The organism is Nannocystis pusilla (assembly GCF_020073745.1).
In the GTDB taxonomy this organism is placed as follows: Bacteria; Myxococcota_A; Polyangia; order Nannocystales; family Nannocystaceae; genus Nannocystis; species Nannocystis radixulma.
In genome coordinates, this window is sequence record NZ_JAIRAU010000019.1 from 204,261 (window position 1) to 226,831 (window position 22,571).

Annotated in this window: 17 protein-coding genes and 2 pseudogenes; 14 read left to right on the top strand and 5 right to left on the bottom strand. The window is 72.8% G+C overall.

Features of this window, described 5'->3' with window-relative positions:
- Positions 1–416: 416 nt before the first annotated feature.
- From K7C98_RS15965 to K7C98_RS15985, 5 genes are read left to right on the top strand one after another with little or no spacing between them, the layout of a single operon-like run.
- Positions 417–2,267, top strand: coding sequence for a serine/threonine-protein kinase (locus tag K7C98_RS15965; protein WP_224192530.1), 1,851 nt, complete (start codon positions 417–419; stop codon positions 2,265–2,267).
- Positions 2,264–3,577, top strand: coding sequence for a vitamin K epoxide reductase family protein (locus K7C98_RS15970; protein WP_224192531.1), 1,314 nt, complete (start codon positions 2,264–2,266; stop codon positions 3,575–3,577). Before K7C98_RS15965 ends, K7C98_RS15970 begins: the two co-directional genes overlap by 4 nt.
- A 7-nt stretch (positions 3,578–3,584) precedes the next feature.
- On the top strand, positions 3,585–4,688 hold the full coding sequence (locus tag K7C98_RS15975) for a hypothetical protein (RefSeq protein ID WP_224192532.1): 1,104 nt from the start codon (positions 3,585–3,587) through the stop codon (positions 4,686–4,688).
- Positions 4,685–4,834: a hypothetical protein gene (locus K7C98_RS15980; RefSeq protein WP_224192533.1), complete on the top strand. Its 150-nt coding sequence runs from the start codon at positions 4,685–4,687 to the stop codon at positions 4,832–4,834. The genes K7C98_RS15975 and K7C98_RS15980 overlap by 4 nt, the downstream gene beginning before the upstream one ends.
- Position 4,835: 1 nt before the next feature.
- Positions 4,836–6,041, top strand: coding sequence for a TlpA family protein disulfide reductase (locus K7C98_RS15985; RefSeq protein WP_224192534.1), 1,206 nt, complete (start codon positions 4,836–4,838; stop codon positions 6,039–6,041).
- Between the two features lie 236 nt (positions 6,042–6,277).
- Here the strand turns inward: K7C98_RS15985 and K7C98_RS15990 are convergent, their stop codons facing one another.
- Positions 6,278–7,552 carry a hypothetical protein gene (locus K7C98_RS15990; RefSeq protein WP_224192535.1) on the bottom strand — a complete coding sequence of 425 codons (1,275 nt, stop codon included), beginning with the start codon at positions 7,550–7,552 and terminating at the stop codon, positions 6,278–6,280.
- Positions 7,553–7,685: 133 nt separating this feature from the next.
- Here K7C98_RS15990 and K7C98_RS15995 point away from each other — a divergent pair, with 133 nt between their 5' ends.
- Together K7C98_RS15995 and K7C98_RS16000 are read left to right on the top strand one after the other, a co-directional pair.
- Positions 7,686–9,080, top strand: a complete 1,395-nt coding sequence (locus tag K7C98_RS15995; RefSeq protein ID WP_224192536.1) for a hypothetical protein — start codon at positions 7,686–7,688, stop codon at positions 9,078–9,080.
- 129 nt (positions 9,081–9,209) lie between these two features.
- Entirely contained in the window at positions 9,210–12,152 is a 2,943-nt protein-coding gene (locus K7C98_RS16000; RefSeq protein ID WP_346660288.1) for a serine/threonine-protein kinase, read from the top strand.
- 239 nt (positions 12,153–12,391) lie between these two features.
- Here the strand turns inward: K7C98_RS16000 and K7C98_RS44815 are convergent.
- Positions 12,392–12,850, bottom strand: a pseudogene (locus K7C98_RS44815) (3-keto-5-aminohexanoate cleavage protein); the annotation flags it as partial.
- Positions 12,851–12,872: 22 nt separating this feature from the next.
- A pseudogene (locus K7C98_RS16015) lies at positions 12,873–13,193 on the bottom strand (TauD/TfdA dioxygenase family protein); the annotation flags it as partial.
- Positions 13,194–13,528: 335 nt separating this feature from the next.
- Here K7C98_RS16015 and K7C98_RS16020 point away from each other — a divergent pair.
- Entirely contained in the window at positions 13,529–14,326 is a 798-nt protein-coding gene (locus tag K7C98_RS16020; protein ID WP_224192539.1) for a serine protease, read from the top strand.
- On the opposite strand, the gene K7C98_RS16025 is transcribed toward K7C98_RS16020, so the two are convergent.
- Entirely contained in the window at positions 14,327–14,944 is a 618-nt protein-coding gene (locus K7C98_RS16025) for an RNA polymerase sigma factor (RefSeq protein WP_224192540.1), read from the bottom strand.
- A 77-nt stretch (positions 14,945–15,021) separates the two neighbouring features.
- Here K7C98_RS16025 and K7C98_RS16030 point away from each other — a divergent pair, with 77 nt between their 5' ends.
- Positions 15,022–17,856, top strand: a complete 2,835-nt coding sequence (locus K7C98_RS16030) for a protein kinase domain-containing protein (RefSeq protein ID WP_224192541.1) — start codon at positions 15,022–15,024, stop codon at positions 17,854–17,856.
- A gap of 3 nt (positions 17,857–17,859) precedes the next feature.
- On the opposite strand, the gene K7C98_RS16035 is transcribed toward K7C98_RS16030, so the two are convergent.
- Positions 17,860–18,720 (bottom strand): S1 family peptidase, encoded by an 861-nt coding sequence (locus tag K7C98_RS16035; RefSeq protein ID WP_224192542.1) that lies wholly within the window; start codon positions 18,718–18,720, stop codon positions 17,860–17,862.
- A 192-nt stretch (positions 18,721–18,912) separates the two neighbouring features.
- Between K7C98_RS16035 and K7C98_RS16040 the strand changes: the two genes are divergently transcribed.
- The 5 genes from K7C98_RS16040 to K7C98_RS16060 all read left to right on the top strand — a co-directional run bounded on the left by K7C98_RS16040 (position 18,913) and on the right by K7C98_RS16060 (position 22,509).
- On the top strand, positions 18,913–19,299 hold the full coding sequence (locus K7C98_RS16040; protein ID WP_224192543.1) for a hypothetical protein: 387 nt from the start codon (positions 18,913–18,915) through the stop codon (positions 19,297–19,299).
- A gap of 90 nt (positions 19,300–19,389) precedes the next feature.
- Positions 19,390–20,388 (top strand): isopenicillin N synthase family dioxygenase, encoded by a 999-nt coding sequence (locus tag K7C98_RS44820; protein ID WP_224192544.1) that lies wholly within the window; start codon positions 19,390–19,392, stop codon positions 20,386–20,388.
- A gap of 137 nt (positions 20,389–20,525) precedes the next feature.
- Positions 20,526–21,002 (top strand): BON domain-containing protein, encoded by a 477-nt coding sequence (locus tag K7C98_RS16050; protein ID WP_224192545.1) that lies wholly within the window; start codon positions 20,526–20,528, stop codon positions 21,000–21,002.
- A gap of 150 nt (positions 21,003–21,152) precedes the next feature.
- Entirely contained in the window at positions 21,153–21,683 is a 531-nt protein-coding gene (locus K7C98_RS16055; RefSeq protein ID WP_224192546.1) for a hypothetical protein, read from the top strand.
- A 19-nt stretch (positions 21,684–21,702) separates the two neighbouring features.
- Complete coding sequence (locus K7C98_RS16060; protein ID WP_224192547.1) at positions 21,703–22,509, top strand: helix-turn-helix transcriptional regulator; 807 nt, start codon at positions 21,703–21,705, stop codon at positions 22,507–22,509.
- Positions 22,510–22,571: the final 62 nt, after the last annotated feature.

Here is a 22,571-nt window from a genome sequence, read left to right on the forward strand (position 1 = left end):
CATGATGACAGCGAGCGCCGGGCCTCTCGCCGCGGCCGGATGTCGCACTGCTTCCGCCAGCCGCGCCGAGCCAGCTCGATCTCCCACCCGTAACAGCGTTCCTGCGGTTCGCCCATTCACCAGGGGGCGAAGTTCGGTTCCATCACGCGCGCCCCCCTGATCCGCCGGTCCAGCGCCGACCCCAGGCCCCAGCGCAGCCCCGGCAACACCGGCCCGACGGTCGACCCGTTCCCGCGATCCCGCGCCGGATGCGCAAGCGCCCGCGTGTGCGCACGAACGTCCCGCCGGCAGCGCAGACATCGGCTACCATCGCCTGCCATGCCACGCGAGCGACAGGAGCCCCGCCCGCGATCAGCGCGAATGGCCGTCCGGTCAGGCTCGACGTTCCCACCTCCGACCGGGCCGAGGGACACGCGATGACGGACGCGTCCGAACAGCCCGCGACGGACCCCGTCGAGGACGAGGCCACGGCCCGCAAATTGCCGCGACCGCCCCACGATCCGTACATCGGCCTCGAGATCGAGGGCCGCTATCGCATCGAGCGCAAGCTCGGCGCCGGGGGAATGGGGCGAGTCTACCTCGGCCGGCACCTCCGGACCGGCGCCGCGCTGGCGATCAAGCTGGTCGAGTCGCACCCGTCGCGCAGCGGCGAGGTGCAGACGCGCTGCTTCAACGAGGCCCGCGCGATGATGGAGGTCCGCAGCAGCCACGTCGCGCACGCGATCGACGTCGGGTCCCTGCCGCACGGGGAGCTCTACCTCGTGATGGAGTACCTCCGCGGCGAGGACCTCGAGGCGCTGCTCCGCCGCGAGGGCCCGCTGCCCTGGTCGCGTCTGGCCCCGATCGCCCTCCAGCTGTGCAGCGGCCTCGGCAGCGCGCACCGCCAGGGCATCATCCACCGCGACATCAAGCCGAGCAATTGCGTCCGTATCACGATCGACGACAACCCCGATCATATCAAGATCATCGACTTCGGCATCGCCCGCGACATCGACGCCGACACCGGCCCGACGCAGAAGGGCACGGTGATCGGCACGCCCGAGTACCTCGCCCCGGAGCTCGTCACCGGCGACGCGCGAGCAGGCATACGCACCGACATCTATGCCCTCGGCGCCACCCTCTACAAACTATTGACCGGAGTCTCGCCGTTTCGCGGCGACACCGCCTTCGAGGTCATGGGCAAGCACGTCCTCGGCGAGCGGATCCCGCCGAGCCGCGCGGTGCCACACCTGGGGATCCCCGCGGCCGTCGACGCCGTCATCCTCCGCACCCTCGCGGCGAAGCCCGAGAACCGCTACGCCACCACCGAGGAGCTGGCGCAGGCGATCGCCGCGACCCTCGGGATCCAGCGCGCGGGGCTCTCCGGTCCGGCGTTCCGCACGCCCCCGACGGCCGTGCTGGTCCAGCCGCCCGGCTCCGACCCGCATCCCGTCGCCGGGCACGGCTCGACGACCGAGACGATCACCCCGCGCGCGATCACCACGCGCGTCGTCACCCTGCTGTCCACGATCGGCATGTTCGTGGTCGCCACACGACTGGTGATACCCGCCGACGAATCGACCGACGCCGCCGCCGCCGCGCCACAGTCGCTCGATTCGAGCGAGGCGCCCGCCCTGCTCGCCCGGTCGGACCCGGATCCGCCGCCGACCGACCCGCGCCCGCCCGCGGATGAACCAAAGGGCATGTCCCGAGAGACACCTCTCACGCCCGCCGAAGCACCGGCGGCCGCGGATGAACCAAGGGACATGCCCCGCGAGACACCTCCGCCGCCCGCCGAGGCCGCGCGACAGCCCGCGCCGCCCGCGGCTGCGCCGGCGGATGACGCAAAGGACATGCCCCTCGAGACAGCTCCGGCCGCGCCGGAGCCCGAGCCGCCCGTCCCCGAGCCGCCCCCCGAGCCGAAGCAAACCACGCCGGCGCCGCCCCAGACCGCGCCCGCGCCGAAGCCGCGGCCGGAGCCAGGCTTCCCGTACAGCGCGGCGCGCGGCGAGATCGCCCAGCAGCTCAAGTACCTGCGCGCGACCTGCATGATGACGGGCGGCCTCGTCACCAGCAAGGTCAAGTTCCGCGTCGACGTCACCCCGAGCGGCGCCCCGAACGTCCGCGTCTACTCGGGCGACCGTGAGCTCCGCGCGTGCTTCCGCAAGGCCCTGTCGTTCCCGTTCGGCAAGAGCCCGCGCGGGGGCGCCTTCGTCTACACGCTGACGCAGTCGAGCGCCGAGTTCCTGCCCGTGCCGCTCGAACCGGGGAAGGCAGATTCGCCATGAGCACCGCCCGGCTCGCGTTCACCGGCCTGCACCGGCAAGCCCTCCTCACCTGCGCCCTGCTCGGCCTGATCGGCGCCGCCCTCGGCGGCTACTTGACCGTCCTCAAGTTCCGCATGGCCTACACCCCGTGCCTCGGCCCGCACGGCGGCTGCCAGATCGGCGAGATGCGCTGCGAGGACGCCCTCGGCGCCGCGTGGTCCGTCGTCGGCGGCCTTCCGATCAGCACCTGGGGCTCGGCGGCCTACGTCTGCGTCATCGTCCTCGCCGTCGGTCAGCTCGCCCGTCGGGGCTTCCTCGCCGGCTGCGCCGCCTCGCTGCTGTGGACCCTCTCGCTCGCGATCGCGTGCATCAGCCTCGTCTACGCCGTCTACGCGTTCGCCATCCTGCAGTCGCCCTGTCCGTTCTGCCTGTCGCTCGACGGCGTCGCCCTGCTGCTGGTGGCGGCCGCCGCGACCGTGCGCCGCCTGACCGACCCGCGCGAACAATTCCGCCTGGGTGTCGCCCTGCGCCACCGCCGGGCCTCGCTCATCGACGCCGGCTTCCGCCTCGGCATGCTGCTGACGATCGCCACCGGCGTGCAATCGCTCGCCTACCACGGCATGCGCCACACCGTGAGCGTGCGCGACGGCTGCCCCGAGCGGGCCGAATCCTCGCCGATTGCGCCGATCCGCGTCGGTCCTGCCGACGCCCCGGTGGTCCTCGCCGCCTACCTCGACATGTCGTGCAGCGCGTGCAAGCGCAAGTTCAAGCAGCTCGCGCAGGCGCTGCGCAACGGGCAATTCCCCAGGCCGGTCCAGCTGTGGATCTACCACGCGCCGCGCCACGCCTGCGATCCCGCGGCGTTCCCCGCCGGCTTCGCCCGCTCCGACGATCGCGCCCGCGACGACAACGCCTGCCTCGCCGCGCGCGCCGCCGAGTGCATGGAGAAGCTCCAGCCCGGCGCCGGCTTCCGCCTGATCGGCGGCCTGTTCGCCCTGCACGACGATCGTCAAGCGGGCCAGCCGCTGTTCACGGCCGAGCGCGTCGGCAACCGGGCCGTCGACCTCGGCATGGAGATCGACCCCGACGACCCCGACAACCCGCTGTTTCGCTGCATCGACCACGATCGCGGCGTGCTCGCGGACATCACCGCGCACCAGCGCCACGCCGAGCAGCTCGACCTGATGGTGCCCGCCATCGCCGTCCACGCCGCCAAGGACGGCGCGATCGATCCGGATCGCCCGCCCTACTGGCTGTTCGCCAACACCCCCTTCGACGACCTCGCCATGTACGTCGAGCTGCAGGCCGCGCCGCCTGCTCCGCCCAAATAGCACGCCCATGTCCGCGCCCCGCGACCCCGCGACCCTCATGATGCTCGTGCTGACCGTCGCCATGGCGGTCGCCGTCGCGGCCGTCGTCTACCTCGTCACCGACGACACCGACCTCACGCTCGGCCAGGTCCAGCCCGAGGTCCGCGCCGCGCCCCCGACCTGCGACCTCTCGAGCCCCGCGACCGCGACCTGTCCTCCGGGGCAGTACTGCCGCCTCAACGCCTGCGTCCCCGTGCCGCCCGAGGTCCTGTGCGGCGAGGGCGACAGCTGCCGCGACTGCGAGTGCGAGGACGGGCTCGTCTGTCACAACCTGCGCTGCGCCTCGCCGGCCGGCATCGATCGCACCCCTCTGGTCTGCGAGGAGAACGAGGCGCTCGCCGACGCCGTCCGCACGCTCGCGCTCAAGTGCTCGACCCGCAAGAAGTCCGTCGCCGACATCGTCTCGGCCGGCGCGTGCACCACCGCCGAGTGGGAGCAGCTCGCGCTCGAGGACGAGAAGTTCGACCTGATCCTGTCGGCCTTCCCCGACCGCTTCGCCGTCCACTTCCCGAGCGGCCAGCCGCACCTCAAGCGCAAGGACTGGCCGGCGCCCGAGGTCCTCGAGCATTACCTCGACCAGGTGCGACGATTCGCCGGTCCGCTGCGCGAGGCCAAGCAGATCTTCGTCATCGGTCGCGCCAGCCCCGACGGCGACGCCGAGGCCAACCACTGGCTCGCCCTGGCGCGCATCAAGTTCGTCGAGAACCTGCTCGACCTCGTCCTCTACGAGGGCATCCCCGAGACCGAGCGCGACAAGCGGCGCGTGCGGATCCGTTCGTTCGGCCTGCCGACCACGCGGACGATCGAGCCGGCGCGCTATCGTCAGACCTACTTGACGGATCCCAGCGGACGACCGCCCGCCGTCGATCCGCTCGTCACCGCCGATCCGACCAGCGCTCGCGAGCTCCGCGCCGCCCTCGACGGCGCGATCGATCTTAATGATCGCACCACCCCGGCCTGGCAGGCGCTGTTCTCGGCCGTCAACCGCGTCGTCTTCGTCATCCCGATCCCCTGCCTCGGCGACGAGTACAAGCCGCCGATCTCCGTCGACCTCGCGGAGGACAGGCCGTGACCGAGCGTAGCGCCCGGCTGTTCGCCCAGATCACCTGCCTGCTCGCCATGGCCAGCATCCTCGCCGCCGCGGTCGTCGGCATGCGCTGGCGGCACGAGCGCGACACGTTCGTGCGGAGACTGGAGAGCGCGTGCGAGGGGCCGTGACGTGACCACCGATCGCACCCGGCTGTTCGTCGCATGGACCGCGGTCAACCTCGTGTTCACGGGGTTGGGTCTGCTCATCACGATCTGGCTGATGGGTCGGCGGGTCGACCAGCACGAGCAATTCACGCGGCTGTTCGCGGAGCGCCAGAAGGCCTGCACGCCCGTCGCGTCCGCCGGGGCGCCGGCCACCGTCGAGCCGGTGCAGCCGCCGCCGCGGCAGGATCCGGCGAAGTCGGGCTATCTCGGCGCCTCCGGCATGGACATCTCGCCGGCGATGCGCCTCAACCTCGAGGCCGTGCCCCCGGGCGAGGTCGGCAAGCTCCCGCTCGACACGCTGCGCCTCGGCTCGCCGCAGGTGCTGCCGCCGCGGACGATCCACGTCGTCAACCTGTGGGCGACCTGGTGCGACCCTTGCCTCGCCGAGCTGCCCGAGTTCAAGGCGATGTTCGCTCGCCACCGCGAATGGGACGATGTCCGCTTCGTGCCGATCCAGATCAAGGACCACACCGACCCGCTGCGGTCCTATCAAGATTATGCCGGCGTCATGCCGCCCGCGCCGATCCGCCTCGCCGACCGCACGATGAGCGACGCCCTCGCCTCGGCGCTGGCCGCCGCCGGCGACAACGGCGGCCTGTACCGCGGCAACCTGCCCGTCACGCTGGTGCTCGACTGCAATCGCCGGGTCCGCTGGGCCAAGTTCGAGCAGCTCGGCGAGGCCGACTTCGCCGCGCTCGAGCCCCTCGTCGATCGCCTCCGCGACGAGCTCGCCGACACCCGCCCCGGCGCCTGGTGCAGCCAGGAGTGGGCGGGCAACGGCCGCTGCGAGGCCAACGAGCGCACCGCCGCGCAGCACAGCTTCGAGGACTGCGGGCCGCTGCGCCGGCGCAGCGGCGACCTCCCCGGCGCCCCGGAGGTCGTCGAGGCCGAGCCCGTCGAGCCCGTCGCCGTCACGCCGCCGCCCGAGGTCCTGCCGACCACGTGCCCGCCGAGAACCCGATTGATCAATGGCAAGTGCTCGCGGCTGCAGAAGATCCCCGAGCTCCACGTGACCGAGCCCGCGTCGTCGTCGCAGTGCGGCAATGGCGTGTGTGACGCCGACGAGAGCCGGAGCACCTGCTGCCAGGACTGCCCGTGCGCCGATCGCTTCGTATGCAAGAGCCTGCGCCCCGGCGAACCGCCGCGCTGCCGCGCCGTCCTGCAGCCCTGAGCGACCCCTGCTCCTGCACGCCGCGAGCAGCGCGCCGTCGAGTCGCGCTCTCACATGTCTGTGATAACATCACTACAAGATCATGTTTGTCACAACATGAAGGTTCGAGCATGTCCCTTTGAGCATGGCGATGATAAGCACTTGCTCGCAGCCCTACCGCCGCCGCTGGACGCGGCCGGGCGTTCAGAGCGGCTCGAGAGCACGATGCCGGTATGCCCCCGACCGCCGCCCCGGCCTCAAAACCTGCCGGAGAGCACGATGCCCGTGTGGCCCGGACCGGCGCTCGGCTCGACGCGAATCGCCCGGGCTCCGCCGGGGCCGAGGTGCTTGCGCTGGACGATCAGCCCCGCCACCGATCCCGCGACGAGGCCGACGCCGAGCCCGCGCAAGGTCGCCGCGAGGGCCGGCAGCGCCGAATGACGGTGCTCGCCCCAATGATCGGACCAGCCGGCCAGCGTCCCCTGCGGATCGGTGTTGTCGCGGCTGAACGGGATCGTCCCCCGCAGCACCAGCACCTCGCCGAGGATGAGGCCCACGCCGCCGACCGCAGCGAGCGCGCTCCATGCGATCATTCGCCGGCGCGGATCGTTCGCGCGCCACACGAGCCCGCTCGCGGCCAGACCGGCGCCGGCGCCGAGGAGCGTCGAGCCGATGTTGCGCACCACGAACCCGCTGGCGAAGCGACGCCGACAGGCCGCGAGCGTCGGGTCGTCGCAGGCCTTGACGCGCTGGCCGTGGATCATCCCCACCCCGCCGGCGATGAACCCGAGCCCGGCCGCCGCCACCGCGCCGCCGCTGATGTAGAGACCGCGCGACGTCGTCTCGACGACCTCCGGCGGCACCGCGCGGACCTGCGGCGGCGGGGTGTGGACGACGGCTACCAGCTCCGGTCGCAGCGAGATCGCCAGCGGCGTCGAGGCGACCGCCACCTGTTGCTCCGCCGGCTGATAGCCGGGACCTTCCACCCGCACGATCCACGCGCCGGGGTCCAGCTCGAGCTTCAGCGGCTGTCGCGGCGTCGTCCGCGGGAACGTGAGCTCGGGCCGCAGATCGGCCGGGCTGCGCGCCACGTGCCGCGCGACCACGGTGACGGCCTGCGGACCCTCGAGCGGCAGCGTGACGGTGACCGTCACCGCCGTCACCTTGCGGGCCGACTCCTCGAGCTGCTCCTCGCCCTGCTTGCGATCGTCGGGGCCGATGTCCGTGCGCGCCAGGTACTCGCGCACGTAGGCGACCGCGTGCGCGAAGTGCCCGGCCGCGTCGCGGCTCGCGGCCGCGTTGAACAGGAGCGACGGGTCGCCGGGATAGTCGCGCCGCAGCGCCTCGAACTCGAGCGCGGCCTCGACGTAGCGGCCGCCCTCGAAGAACTTCGCCGCGCGGGCGGTCCGCTCGGCCTTGTCGCTGGCCGCCGCCGGCGCGGTCGCCTCCGCGGGCGTTCCCGTGTTCGTCGCCGCGGCGCCCGCTGGCGCCACGAGCAGCAACATCATCATGGAGACGCAGAGAGACGACATGCCGGCGAGCGCGACCCTAGCCGAAAGACCCGCCCGGCGCCAGCCTGCGCGAGACCTCTCGCCCGCGCGAGAACGCCGTTCAGCAGGGCCAGAAGCTTGCGCGGCCGCGTCGCGTTCGGTAGCGTCGGCGCCTATGCTCGCCTCTGGACGTGTCGCTTTCTGGGCCGTCGCGCTCACTGCCGTCTCGCTCGGTCCCTCGGGCTGCGCCGACATCCGGGGCCAGTGCCTCACCGCCGCCTGCTGGGCCCCCGCCGATTCCAGCACGAGCACCACCACGACCACGGACACCACGACGGACACCACCGAATCGACCACGGGTCCGGCGCTGTGCGGCAACGGCGTGCGAGACCCCGGAGAGACCTGCGACGACGGCCAGGACTGCGGCGCCGGTGTGTGCAATTCCGACGAGTACACCGGCGAGAAGCACTGCAACACCACCTGCTCCGGCATCTACCCCGAGTGGTGCGGCGACAAGACCACGCAATCGCCCGAGACCTGCGACGAGGGCGACAACACCCCGACCTGCGACGCCGATTGCACCCCCGTCGAGTGCGGCGACGGCCTCCTCAACGCCACCGCCGGCGAGACCTGCGACGACGGCGAGGACAACTCCGACGCCTACGACGACACCCCCGACCAGGTCGCCTGCAACACCTCGTGCACCGGCTCCGCCCCCCACTGCGGCGACGGCGTCTGCCAGGAGCAGGTCGAGGACATCGCATGCGCCGACTGCACCTGCGGCGACGGCATCATCAGCTCCTCCGAAGCGTGCGACGCCGGCATGAACGGCACACCCGCGGACAGCGAGACCTGCGATGCCGACTGCACCCCCGTCGAGTGCGGCGACGGCCACCACAACCCCGCCGCCGGCGAGGGCTGCGACGACGGCAACCAGATCGACGACGACGAGTGCAACAACAACTGCACGACGTGCGGCAACGGCATCCCGCAAGCCGGCGAGGAGTGCGATGACGGCAACGACGTCGACGACGACGCCTGCAGCAACGCGTGCATCAAGCCGCGCCTCGTCTTCGTCACGTCCTCGCAATTCCTCGGCAACCTCGGCGGCCTCGCCGGGGCCGACATGAAGTGCGCTGCCGCAGGCATGACCGCCGACCCGAACCTCCCCGCCACCGCCTGGCGCGCCTGGCTCAGCGACGACACCGGCTCCCCCTCCACCCGCTTCGACACCACCTTCACCGGCTGGTACCAACTCGTCGACGGCACCCCCATCGCCAAGGGCTGGCCCGACCTCACCGACGGCACCCTCGCCGCCCCCATCAACCTCACCGAGAGCGCAGCAGTTCCTGCGGACCCGCTCAACGCCTGGTCCAACACGAGCCCCACCGGCACGTCGTTCGGCGACGAGCACTGCGAGAATTGGACGAAATCGACGCTTGGCCTCAAGAGTCGCCTTGGCGACACCACGGCGACCAACACCAACTGGACCGACCTGAACGACCCAGAGCTCAATCCGCTCAACTGCAGCAATAGCTTCCACCTCTACTGCTTCCAGAACACCCCCTGACGCCCCCCACCCGCAAGGCCTCCACCACGCGCGTCGCTCACCAGCCCTCCCCGCAGAGTGCGACCCCTCCTCATGTAGAGCCCCCGCCGCCATCCACCGCCGCCCCCGTCATTGCTATCATCCCTCTCGGTGCCCCCGCCGCCCCAGGCTCCCGACGCCGAAAGCGCCCTCGAGGACGCGCGCACGCGCCAGGCCACGCCCGAGGCCCCCGTCATCGTCCAGGCCCGCCCCGGTCGCACCCGTAGCCTCCCACCGCTCCCCGAGCCCGAGCCGCCCGCCCCGACGCGGATCCGCCACTTCACCGTCCTGCGGCAGATCGGCCAGGGCGGCATGGGCGTGGTCCTCTCGGCCTTCGACGACGAGCTCGATCGCAAGGTCGCCATCAAGCTCATGCGCCCGTCGCACGGCGACAGCCTCGGCCGCGCCCGCCTGCAGCGCGAGGCCCAGGCGATGGCCAAGCTGGCCCACCCCAACATCGCCCGCGTCTACGAGGTCGGCGAGTTCGAGGGCCGCGTCTACATCGTCATGGAGTTCATCCAGGGCGAGACCCTGCGCGCCTGGCTGCGCCGCGACAGGCACCCGTGGCGCGACGTGCTCGCGGTCCTGCTGCAGGCCGGCCGGGGCCTCGCCGCCGCCCACGCGGCCGGCCTCGTCCACCGCGACTTCAAGCCGGACAACGTCATGGTCGCCGAGGACGGCTTCGTGCGCGTCCTCGACTTCGGCCTCGCGCGCAACGTCGACGTCGGCGACCTCGCGCCGAACAGCGCCGAGCACCGCCTCGTCGCTCCCGTCTCGCACAGCGCCGGTTCGTTGAGCGAGCCGCTCACCGAGGCCGGCACGCTGGTCGGCACCCCGCCGTACATGTCCCCCGAGCAATTCGCCCTCCAGCCGATCGGCGTCGAGAGCGACCAGTTCAGCTTCTGCGTCGCGCTCTACGAGGGCCTGTACGGCGCGCGGCCGTTCAAGGCCCGCACCGCCGACGAGCTGCTGGCGCAGATCGACGCCCTGCAGAAGAGCGAGCCCCCGCGCGGCGCCAGGGCCCCGCCGCGGCTGCGACGGATCTTGCTGCGCGGCCTGTCGGCGCGGCCCGGGGATCGCTGGCCCTCGATGCAGGCGCTGCTCGACGAGCTCGTGCGCGAGCCCGGCAAGCGCGCCCGCCAGTGGTTCGCCGGCGTCGGCCTCGCCGCGCTCGCGGCCGGCCTCGGCTACGGCCTCACCCCGCGCGCCGCCGCCCCGGTCCAGCTGTGCAAGGACGCCGCGGGCAAGTTCGCCGGGATCTGGGACGACGCGCGCAAGGCCGACGTCCGCCGGGCCCTGCGGGCCACCGGGGCGGCCCACGCCGACGACATCGCCGCGCGCGTCGAGTCGCGGCTCGACGCCTACGTCGCCGCGTGGATCGCCATGCACACCGAGGCGTGCGAGGCCACCCACCTCCGCGGCGAGCAATCGCCGCTCCTGCTCGACCGCCGCATGGACTGCCTCGGCCTGCGCCGCACCGAGGTCGACGTGCTCGTCCAGGGCCTCGTCGCCGCCGACGCCGGCGTGCTCGATCGCGCCGTGCAGGCCACCATGGGCCTCGGTCGCCTCGACCGCTGCGCCGACGCCGAGGCGCTGATGGCCACCTTACCCCCGCCCGACGATCCCGCCCAGGCGGCCCGCGTCGCCGACGTCCGGGCCAAGCTGGCGCGCGTGCGCGTGCGCGGCGACCTCGGCCAGTACGAGGCGAGCCGCGCGCTGGGCGACGAGATTCTGCAAGAGGCCGCGGCGCTCGGCTATCGCCCGCTGCACGCCGAGGCGCTCGCGCGTCACGCTCAACTGCTCGAGTACGCCGGCGACGTCGCGGGCGCCGAGCAGGCCATGCTCGACGCCTACTTCATGGCCGGCGCCGTCAAGCACGACGAGGTCCAGGCCGACGCCGCCCTCGCCCTCGTCTTCATCCACGGCGTCGAGCAGGGCCGCTACGACGACGCCATGCTGTGGGACCGCCACGCCCGGATGTTGCTCGAGCGGATCGGCCCGCGCCCGCTGCTGCAGATCACCCGACACACCGCGCTCGGCGGCGTGCTCGAGCGGTGGGGCAAGTACGCCGAGGCCGGCGAGCACCTCGAGCGCGCGCTCGCCATCGCCGAGGCCGACGAGGGCCCTGTGAGCCTCAACGTCGCCACCGTCGCGCACAACCTCGGCGGCGTGCGCCTGGCCCAGGGCGACCTCGCCGGCGCCGAGCAGATCTATCGCCGCTCGCTCGACATCTTCGTCGAGCTGCTCGGCCCCGAGAACCTCGGCGTCGCCGACACGCTCAACAACCTCGCCATGACCGCGCAGGCCCGGGCCGACCTCGACGGCGCCCGCGACCTGCTGCTGCGCGCCCTGGCGATCTACGAGAACAGCATCGGCCGCGAGCACCCGCGCCTGGCGATCCCGCTGTGCAACCTGGGCAACATCGCCGGCGCCCGGCGCGAGTTCGACGCGGCCCTCGCCTACCACCAGCGCGCCCTTGCGATCACCGAAACAGCCCTCGGCCCCGACCACCTCGAGGTCGCCGAGCCGCTCGCCGGCCTGGCCGAACTCGCGGCCCTGCAGCGCCGCTGGGACGACGCCGAGTCGCTGGCCTCGCGCGCCCTGGCCCTCCACGCGCGCACGCAGGGCCCCGCCCAGCCGGGCCAGATCCAGCCGCTGTGCGCTCTCGGCGAGGTCGCCCTGGCCCGCCGTCAATTCGCCGACGCCCGCGCCGAGTTCCAGCGCGCGCTCGAGGTCGCCGAGGCCACCTACGGCCCCGAGGACGTCGCCGCCGCCACCGCCCTCGGCGGCCTCGCCCGCGCCGCCCTCGGCGAGTCGAAGCCTCAGGAGGCGCTCCCGCTGCTCCACCGCGCGATCGCCATCCGCGAGCGCGCCCCCTCGCCCGTCCACGAGCTCGCCGCCCTGCGCTTCACCCTCGCCCGCGCCCAGCAGCAATCGCGCGACCCCGCCGCCGAGGACACAGCCCGCCGCGCCATCGCCGACTACACCGCCGCCGGCGACCGCTTCGCCGGCGAGCGCGCCGAGGTCGAATCGTGGCTGTCCGCGCGCAAGTGACTCGCTCGCATCCTTCCACCCGCGCCGCGCCCAGGGTCGAATCGTGGCTGTCCGCGCGCAACTGATTCACTCGCATCATACGCGCCCGAGGTCGAATCGTGGCTGTCCGCGCGCGACTGATTCACACGAATCATTCTCAGGCGGTCGTGGGCACCTGCGAGGCGTGCGGCCCCTGCAGTCCACGCGCGGTGCTCCGGCGGCCGAGCGCGAACGCCAGGGCGGCGGCGAGGGCGACCACGCGTCCCCTCGAGGTCGGCGGGGCACATCTGCTCGACCACGTTCATTTGATTGGTGTTGATGGCGATCGTGACCTGATCGGGCGCCGGCTGGAGCTCGGCCAGCATGTGGCGGGTGTCGTCGGACAGCCAGCGGGCGACCTCACCCTCGCTCTCCGGGGCGAACGAGATCGAGCCGCCGACCTGCAGGATCAGCCCGGGAGCGCGAGCGCGGATGCCGGCGAGCAGCTCGTTGTATTTGGACAGGCGCTTGGACCCCTTGCCGTCGGGCTCGCGCGCGTGGACGTGCAGGACCGTGGCGCCGGCGTTGTAGCAGTCGACGGCCTTCTGGATCTGCGCCTCCATCGTGACCGCGATGTCCTCCGGGAAATCGGAGGGCAGCCATTCCGGGCCGTAGGGAGCGGCGGTGATGCCGAGCTTCTGCTGATTCTCGGGGTGCAGCGAACCGTCGAAGAAATTCATGTGTCGCTCCTCTCGGATGACCTCACAGGAGACCGCGCCCCTGCAGCCTGTCGCCCAGGATGGCGGCGCGCTCCATCTTGCGGTGGCACGGCGGATAGTCCATGACAGCGTAGTGTTGCGTCGAACGGTTGTCCCAGATGGCGAAGCTGTTCGGCCGCCAGCGCCAGCGGACCTGATATTCGGGGATGTAGGCCTGGCCGATGAGATATTGCAAGAGCGCCGCGCCGCCCATGTTCTGGTCCTGGCCGACGCGCACGTGGCTGATGGTGTGGTAATTCGTGAAGTGGGTGGTGAACGCGTTGACGAACAGGACCTTCTCGCCGGTCTCCGGGTGCGTGCGCATGGCGCCTCCGTAAATGCACAGCCCGGCCGCCCCGCGCTCGTACCGCCCGATCGCCGTCCGACCAGCCGCGGAGCGCGGCGACGCCGTCCCGGTCTGCGAGACCGCCGCCGGCGACCGGATCCCCAGCTCGCGTGGCCCTCGCCCGCTCACAGCTCGGAGGACATATTTTAATGCACATGTCCTTTTCGCCATACTCGCAGGCCATGCACCCGTCGGCAGTTCGGCGCCCCGCGTCCGTCCCTCCCGCGAGAATCGCGCACCACCAATCGTCGTGACGGATCGCCCCTCACCCGCCACTATCACCCTCGCGGCCAGAGTCCGCGGGGAGATCGAGCATGCACCCATCGGAGCAAGCGCAGCCTGAGGGCGGCGCACGGGCCGTCTTCGCCGCGCTGGCGGCCACCGACAGCGACGAGGCCGCGCTCGCGCGCCTCGCCGCCCTGATTACCGGCCCCGGCGACCCGGCGATCGAGCGCATCAAGCAATTGATGCAGCCCGCCTCGCCCACTCCCGACAGCCCGTCCGTTCCTGCGCCCTCGCCGTGGAAGTCCCCGCAGGAGCGGGTGCTCGCGGCCGCCGCCTGCGTCGGTCGGCTCGAGTCGGTCGACCACGACTACGTCGAGGTCGTCGGCACCGCCTGGCTGGTCCGCCCCGACGTCGCGGTCACCCGGCGTCGCCCTGTCGCCACGGCCTTGAACCAGCTCGACCGTGGCGAGCGGACCCTGCAGATCGCCCTCGGCGACGACACCTCCATCGTCAAAGTCCTCGAGGTCCTCTACCTCTCGCCCGACTGCGACCTCGCGTTCCTCCGCGTCGCGCCGCAGCCCTCGCACATCGAGCTGGCGACCGAGCTCGATCACCACCACGACCTGGCCGTGCTCGGCCCCGCCGGCGACCCGGCCGAGGCCCCCGCGGGCTCCACGGCCGTCGCCGCCGGAAATTGGCTCGTCCCCGGCCGCCTCGTCGAGATCGCCGCGCAGCGCCTGCGCCACGACTGCCCCGGCTGGCCGCGCGGCGTCGGCAGCCCGCTCATCGACCTCGCGCGCGGCCAGGCCATCGGCCTCGCGCTCGACGGCGGCACCGCCTTGCCGGCCTGGCTCCTCCGCGACCGCCTCGATCGGCTGTTGCGATGATCAACGCCCCTGCGCCAGCTGGGCGCGCAGCCCGGCGGCCCACTGATCGAGCCCCGAGATCGTGCTCTGGAGGTCCGACGCGCTCGCCTCGAGCTTGCGGATCTCGGCCTCGAGCTGCTGCTTGGCCCGGCGCAGGCGGCTGCGGGCCGTGTCCTCGGGCACCGCGAGGAACACCCCGAGCTCGGGCCCGGTCATGTGCTCCCAATAATACAGCTCGAGGATCACCTGCGACGCGACCGGGATCTTGCGCAGCCCGTGCAGCAGCAGCCGCTCCTCCGAGCGCGCCGCGAGCAGCGACGTCGGGCTCGCGCCGAGGTCGACGATCGACATGCACTCGAGGTCGAGCTCGTCGGGGGTCCGCCGGTGGCGACGGAGGTGGTCGCGGAGCACATTGTGGGCGATCGCGAACAAATACGTGCGAAACGATGATTCCCCGCGGAAGCGGTCGCGGCCCTCGACGCAGGCGAAGAATGTGCGCTGTACCAGATCCTCGACCTGGTGATCGACCTTGTTGCGAAAGAACCTGCGGACGGCGTCGAAGTGGCGCTCGAACAGCGTACTGCCGGCCTGGCGATCGCCGGCCCGCCAGGCGGCGAGGAGCTCCTGATCGCTCGTCATGACGCCACTCTACCATGGTGGCCGGCCGGCACACACGCTGGCTGACGGGGGCCGGCCTCGGTGACACTACCTTCGCCATGGACCCCGAGCAGGAGCACACCTGGCCCGGCCTCGAGCGGCTCGGCGCCGCGGAGCGCGACCTCGAAGGCGAGGCGATGTTTCGCCGGCTCAGCGCCTCGATGTTCGGCACCTCGCACGCACCGGTGCTGATCGGTCGATTCCGCGTGCTCGAGACCCTCGGCCAGGGCGGGATGGGGGTCGTCTACGCCGCCGAGGACTCGCAGCTCGACCGCCTCGTCGCCATCAAGGTCATCCGCGACGACCGCCTGCGGGACGGGCCGAAGGACCGGGCGCGCCTGCTGCGAGAGGCGCGGATGCAGGCCAAGCTGTCGCACCCGAACGTCGTGCAGATCCACGAGGTCAACGAGAACGACGGCGGCCTGTTCATCGTCATGGAGCTGGTGCCGGGCGCGACGCTGCGGCAATGGCTCGACCGCGAGCCGCGCTCGCTGGCGGCGATCCTCGAGCGTTTCGTCGAGGCCGCGCGCGGCTTGTCGGCCGCCCACCGCGTCGGCATCGTCCACCGCGACTTCAAGCTGGCCAACGCCCTGGTCGGCGAGGACGACCGCGTCCGGATCGCCGACTTCGGCCTCGCCCTCGGCGAGCTCGCCGAGGCCGAGACCCACCCCGATCGCCCCTCCGCCGGCGCGGGCGCCTCGGCGGCCACCAGCAGGTACGCGGGGACGCCGGCGTACATGTCCCCCGAGCAGGTCCGCGGCCTCGCCTGCGACGCGCGCAGCGATCAGTACTCCTTCGCCGTCGCGCTCAGCGAGGCCGTGTTCCGCCGCCCGCCGCCGCCGGCGCTCGAGCGCCTCGCCGAGCACGCCGGTACGCCCGCGCTCCCGGCCGATCGCGCGGTGCCGCAGTGGTTGCGCCGCGCGCTCGAGCGGGCCCTCGCGCTCGACCCGGCCGACCGCCACCCGTCGATGGACGCTCTCGTCGACGTCCTGCTGGCCGCGCCGCGGCGACGACGACGGCAGCTCGTCGCGCTCGGCCTCGTCGCCGCCCTCGGGACGGCCACCGCCGTCGGCGCCGCCATGCGCGGCGATTCACCACAGTCGTCGTGCGCGCCCCCGGACGAGCGGATCGCCGGCCTGTGGGACGACGCGCGCCGCAACCGGCTCGCCGACGCCTTCGCGGCCACCGACCTACCCTACGCCGCCGACTCCTGGCGGCGCGCCCGCGCCGGGCTCGACGAGTACGCCGAGCGCTGGGCCACCGCCGGTCACGACAATTGCGTCGCCACGCGGCTGCGCGGCGAGCAGTCGGAGCGGATGTTCGACCTCACCGCCGCCTGCCTCGCCCGTCACCGCACCGCCTGGACCACCCTCCTCGATTCGTTCGCCCAGGCCGACGTCGCCCTCGTCGCCGACGCCGAGGACCTGATCGCGGCGCTGCCCGATCCGCAGCAATGCCGCGCCGCCGCGGCCCGGCAGGCCGAGCTCGGCGGACCCTCGCGCGCCCCGGACGACAAGGTGCGGGCGATCCTCGACCGCGCGAAGATCTTCACCGGCACCCATCAGGGCCGCGAGGCCGTCGCGCTGCTCGGCGGGGCGCTGCCGGGGATCCGCGAGGTCGGCGACGTCGGCGGCGAGGCCGAGGCGCTGCTGCTGCTGGCGCAGGGCCAGGGCCGGCTGCTCGGCGACGGGCCCGGCGCCGTCCGCTCGTTGCACCTCGCCTACGACCGGGCCGTCGCGGCCGGCCGCGGCGATCTGACGTGGGAGGTGTGGAACGAGCTCGCCCGCGTCTCCGCGACCCTGTTCGACAGGCCCGCCGAGGCGCGCACCTGGCTGGCCCACGCCCAGGCCGCGCGGCCCTCCGACTCGCCGGTCGCCGACGCGGCGCTCCTGTCCGTCGAGAGCGAGATCTTGCGTGCCGAGCACAGGCCGGCCGACGCCGTGGCGTTGCGCCGCTCGGCCTTGGGCATCTTGCAGTCCTACTGGCCCGCCGGTCATCCGGAGCTCACGCTGGCCCGTCAGACCCTGGCCGCCGGCCTCGGCGAGGCCGAGCGCCTCGACGAGGCCCGCGCGCAGCACCTCCAGCTGCTCGACGAGCTGCGCGCCCGCCTCGGCGCCGATCACCCGGCGGCCGCCCGCGTCGAGGTGAACCTCGGCCTCGACGTCTTCGAGCTCGGCCGCCACGCCGAGGCGCGCACCTACCTCGAGCACGCGCGCGCCGTGCTGACGCGGACGTACGGCGGCGCGCACCCCGAGGTCGCCGCCATCGACGTGACGCTCGGCCAGCTCGACCTCGAGGACGACGACCTCGCGCGAGCGACCGCGCGGGTCGAGGGCGCGCTCGCCGGCTACGACGCCACGGTGCCGCGCGCCCACACCGATCGCGTCACGACGCTGGCGTTCCTGTCCGAGCTGTACCGGCTGGGCGGCCAGCTCCCGCGGCAGCTCGCGATCAGCCAGGAGCTGCTCGACATCCACGACGCCGACCCCGGTCGCGGAGACGTCGACGTCGCCGGCGTGCTCGCCAACATCGGCGACCACCTGTGCCAGCTCGGCCGCTGCCCCGAGGCGCTGCCGTACTTCAACCGATTGATGGCGCTCCAGCTCGACGAGCCCCCCGAGGAGCCGGCCTTGCGGGCCCTCCCGCTGCGGGGGATGGGCCTCGTCTACGCCGCCAGGGGCCAGCCCGAGCTGGCGATCGCCTTCCTCGAGCAGGCGCTCGAGATCCTCGAGCGCGCTCCGAACGAGAGGCTCGGCATGGCCGACATGACGGTCGCCACCATGCGCGAGCTCGCCGACGCCCTCGCGGCCGTCCGACGCGACCCGGCGCGGGTCCGCGAGCTCCGCAAGCGGGCTGCCGCCGTCGAAGCTGCGGCCGCCGCGGCGGGCGAGTGAGGTTCAGCCGAAGCGCTCGAGCCGCGCGAGCCGCTCGCGCACCAGCCAGCCGGGCACCCCGCTGTTCAGCATCGTCTCGAACGATTGCCCGAAGTTGAGCCCGATCGCCGCCCCGCGCACGAGGTCGACGATCACGCTGCCCGAGCTGCCGCCGAGCGTCGTGCAGTCGTGCTCGACCACCGCGTGCGTCATCCCCGTCAGGTGTCCGAGCGAGATCCGCTTGAACCCGCGGCCCTCGCGGTCGAACCCGTCCTTGAAGCACTGCTGATACGCCTCCGACCCGTACTCGGCCGCCTCGTCGTGGGGGAAGCCGATCACCGCGACCGGGTGCTCCGGCACGATCGTGTCGACGATCGGGATCGCCGGCCGCGGCGACCGCAGCTGCGCCACCTGGACGAACGCGAGGTCGAGGTCGGGCGCCAGGTAGAGCACGCGCAGCACCGGGCAGCGGAGGTCCGCCTCGCTGCCGACCTCGGCGCACAGGTCGATGCGGAACGACCGGGTCCCCCGCTCCATGTCGTCGAGGAAGGGCAGGAGCGCGTGGCGGTTGGTGACCGCCACGTCGTCGCGCACCAGCCAGGCCGTCCCCAGCTGCATCGCCGGGCCGAGCTCCGGGCACTCGAGGCGGCCGACCGCGCCGACCATCGCCTCGAGCCGCGGGCGCGCGGCGGTCAGGACCGCGTGCCACTCGGTCTCCGGCGGCAGCTCGAAGGTCCCGCCGCGGACCACCAGCGGGCACGGGAACATGCGGTGAATGGCCTCGAGCCCGCCCATCGCGGGCGCCCGCCCTTGTCCGGGCGGACTGGTGACCGGCACCGTTTCGGCCTCGACCTCGTGGCTCTCCATGCTGTCTTGAGACGTCATCCTTTGCGTCCTCTCGTCGGACCTGACCGTGCAGGTCGTGAGGCTGATAGTGACGCCGGGCGATCGTTCCGTTCGCCCTCGCTGTAACGCGCCGTAACGAACGGTTCCGCGGGGCGACGACACTACCCGTTTCACTGTGCGCGCCCGGCCGGACGATCCCCGCCGGGCCCGGCGCGCCCGAGGAGTATCATCATGGCAGTCTCATGGACCCTTCGTAACGGCCTGGGCGGAATCGTCGGCACGCCGACCGGCACCCTCTCGCTGTCCTTCGACAACAGCGGCTATCCGTATTACTCCGGCCAGAAGGTGCGCGAAGCCTACGCCGAGGTCGACAGCACCGGCCCGGTCACCATCAACCTCTCGCCGCAGACTGTCGGCTACACCCTCGACCAGACCCTGAGCGACCCGACGGAGCTGCCGGGCTCGCACCCGGGCGTGCTCGATTGGCAGAGCAACGGCACGACCACGACCCTCAGCTTCACCGCCTCGAGCACCGTCAACGACGAGTGGGTCTGGGGCTTCGGCGGCATCACCCCCGCGATCGGCCTCAAGATGAAGGTGCGCGTGCGCCGGATCTGACGCGGACCGCGCTGCCTTCGTCGCGCCGGGCGCGTCGACGACCGACGAGCGACGCAGCCAGCGCGGCGGAGAACAACTATCATCGGCCAGGTGACCGCCCCAGCGCTCCCGGTCCTCGACATCTCGCCGCTCTGCCGCGACGCCCCCGGGTCGGAGCGGGACCGACTCGCGCGGGCGATCGCGGACGCGTGTCGCGACAGCGGCTTCTTCTACGTCGTCGGCCACGGGCTCGACCCGGCCCTGCTGGCCCGCCTCGACGCGCTGAGCCGCCGGTTCTTCGCCGCCCCGGCGGCCGACAAGCAGGCGATCGCCATGCGCCACGGCGGCCGCGCCTGGCGCGGGTGGTTCCCGCTCGGCGACGAGCTCACCTCGGGCCAGCCCGACCTCAAGGAGGGCCTGTACTTCGGGACAGAGCTGTCCGCCGACCACCCGCGCGTGCGCGCCGACACCCCGCTGCACGGCGCCAACCTGTGGCCGGCCTTCGTGCCCGGGCTGCAGCCGGTCGTGCTGGCCGTCATGGCGAGGCTCGCGGACATCGCCCAGCGCCTGCTCACCGGCATCGCCCGCAGCCTCGACCTCGAGCCCGACTACTTCCGCAGGCACTACACCGGCGAGCCGACGCAGCTGTTCCGGATCTTCCACTACCCGGCGACGGCGCGCGAGGGCTGGGGCGTCGGCGAACACACCGACTACGGCCTGCTCACGCTGCTCGCCCAGGACGACGCGGGCGGCCTGCAGGTCAAGACCCCGCGCGGCTGGATCGACGCCCCGCCGCTCGCCGGCGCCCTGGTGTGCAACCTCGGCGACATGCTCGATCGCCTGACCGGCGGCTTCTACCGGTCCACGCCGCACCGCGTGCGCGGCTCGACCGCCCGCGACCGCCTGTCGTTCCCGTTCTTCTTCGACCCCGCGTGGGACGCCGAGATCGTGCCGCTGCCGCGCCGCGCCGCCGACATCTCCGACGACGCCGCCGATCGCTGGGATCGCGCCAGCGTGCACGCCTTCCGCGGCACCTACGGCGACTACCTGCTGGCCAAGGTGGCCCGCGTCTTCCCCGCCCTGCACGCCGCCGTCTCCGAGCAAACGTGAATCCAGGCGCCGGCCACGCGAGGTCTGCGCACGGCCGGGCTCTGCCGTGCTCACATTGCCTGGGGACGGCATTGAACAATGTACAGTGGTCCGCTGATTGCGTGTCCCTACGGTGTGAAGTCGCGGAGGGTTCAGCGATGCGTGCGAAGCAACACACCAGCGACCTCGAGGACAGCCGCGCCCGCCAGGGCGTCGACCAGGGCGCGCCGTTCGAGGAGTACATCGGCCCCGGCTTCCGCTCGCGCGGCCTCTACGGCGACGTGACGTGGCCGAACCAGGAGCCGGCGCCCTGGCCCTCGGCGCCGCGAGCCCAGGAGGCCGGCCCGCACCCGGGCGACAGCGCCCGCGGCCGCTACGTCGGCTGCGGCCCGCGCGGCTACCGGCGCTCCGACACCCGGATCGCCGAGGACATCAACGAGGCGCTCACCTGGCACCCCGACATCGACGCCAGCGAGGTCGAGGTCGCCGTACGCGCCGGCGCCGTGACCCTCACCGGGCTCGTCTACGACCCCAACACGCGCCGCCTCATCGTCGAGCTCGCCCTGCAGACCGCCGGCGTGTCCGAGCTCGACGACCAGCTGTGCGTCGCCGGCGGCAAGGCCTCGACCGACTGAATGATTTGTCCTTCGAGACATGTCTCGAAGGCCATCCATCGACGGCGCCAGCGAGGCGAACCGCGGCACATCCACCTGCGCGCATCCGCGAGCCCCGGTACGCGGCGGATCGCCGCGCCGCGCGCAGCGCCGATCGTCTACACTCGGCCCATGCGCACGTCCGTGATCGCCGCGTTCGCCGTCGTCGCCCTGATGGCCTGTGACGCCCAGGAAGCGACCCCCGCACCCGCGAAGCCAGCGCCCGCGGCCCCTGCCGCCGCTCCCGCTGCTCCCGCGACCGCCCCGCCCCCGCCCGCGAAGGCCCCGGCGGCCTCGCCGAACGAGGTCGACCTCACCTTCGAGGGCGGCTTCACGGCCACGCTGCGCGGCAAGGGAGGTCTGTGCGCCCCGGGTCTCGGCGCCAACTTCGAGGTCCGCTCCGAGGAGCTCGGCGTGGCGCCGGCGTTCAAGCTCAACATCCTCGTCACCGCCGAGGACGAGTGGGCAAACCCCGCGATCACCCTCAACGTCGACGCGCCGCGCGGCAGCTGGGCCCGCGACCGCCGCACCCCGCCGGCCGGCGAGTCGATCGCGCTGGCCCGCGACCACACCGAGGCCACCATCGACACCACGCTGCGCGCGATCCCCAGCGGCGAGCCCGTCAAGGTCAAGGGCTCGATCCGCTGCCCGAAGGGCGCGTGACGGCGTCCCCGACGACGCCATGCGACTCGTCTCCGGCCAATTCCTCGGCGCCTTCGAGCGGCGGCGCACCGCCCACGGGTTGGCCCTGGCCGACCTCCGGCCCACCGTCCCCGAGCACGAGGTGCACACGCACACCCACGACGACGCCCACTTCTTGCTGCTGCTCGCGGGTCGTTACGTGAGCAGCGCGCGCGGCATGCCGGAGGTCTGCGACCGGCCCGCGCTGGTCCTCAACCCGCCGGGGACCACGCATCGCGATCGCTTCCGCGGGCTCGACGGCCGCTTCTTCACGCTGTCGATCCCCGCCGATGCATGGCGCTCCGCGCTGCACGCCCTGCCCGACCACGCCGTGAAGTTGGGGACGGCCGCGCTGCTCGCGGCCCATCGCCTGTGCGATGAATTGCGCCGCTGGGACGGCGCGTCGCCGCTGGTCGTGGAGTCCGAGTACCACCTGCTCCTCGCCGAAGCAGCGCTCGACGCCCGCGAGCGGCTGGCCGCGGCGCCGGCCTGGCTGGCCCGCGCCCGCGAACAGCTGCAGGACAGCGGCGCCGTCACGCCGCGCCTGTCCGAGCTCGCCGCGACCGCCGGCGTGCATCCCGTGCACTTCTCGCGCGCCTTCCGGGCCCGCTACGGCCGCTCGCCCGGCGAGTACCTGCGCCGCTGTCGGCTCGAACGCGCCTGCGCCCTGCTGCACGACCCGCGCCGGCCGCTCGCCGAGATCGCGGCGCAGTGCGGCTACGTCGACCAGAGTCACTTCAGCCACGCCTTCCGCCGCGCCTACCGGCTCACGCCCGCCGCGTTCCGCCGGCTCGTCCGGCGCGCCTGACAGGTTCAGGGCGTACAAGACCGCGCCCCGCCGCGCTGATAGCCTGGTCCGACGCCCGTCCG